The sequence below is a fragment of the Stenotrophomonas sp. AS012628 genome (genome assembly GCF_010608305.1).
GTDB lineage: Bacteria > Pseudomonadota > Gammaproteobacteria > Xanthomonadales > Xanthomonadaceae > Stenotrophomonas > Stenotrophomonas geniculata.
Window position 1 is genome coordinate 1 of sequence record NZ_VMBJ01000136.1, and the last position, 271, is coordinate 271.

1 protein-coding gene is annotated in these 271 nt (G+C 67.2%); it reads right to left on the bottom strand.

All coding sequences use genetic code 11. From position 1 onward, the window contains the following. A partial coding sequence (locus tag G5A07_RS21300) for a substrate-binding domain-containing protein (RefSeq protein WP_223107785.1) occupies positions 1–251 on the bottom strand: 251 nt, incomplete at its 3' end. Positions 252–271: the final 20 nt, after the last annotated feature.

Sequence of the window (271 nt, forward strand, 5' to 3'; positions counted from 1 at the left end):
TCCTCCTGCTGCGCGGTGCGGCCGGCGGTGCAATAGGCGAGATAGATGTCGGCGCGGCCTTCGGCGATGTGCCAGGAATAGACGCTCTTGCCCGCCGGCGGCGCCGGGCTGTTCGGTCCTCCGGAGAGTTGTAGCGCCTTCTTCTCGAGCGCGGCCTGCGCGCCGGGCTTCAGCGCTTCGGCCTTGCGAAACACTTCAAAGGCATAGTCGCCGGACGGATCGGCCTTCGGCGTCGAGGTCGCGAGCTTCACTTGCGGTTCGAGCATCCGGT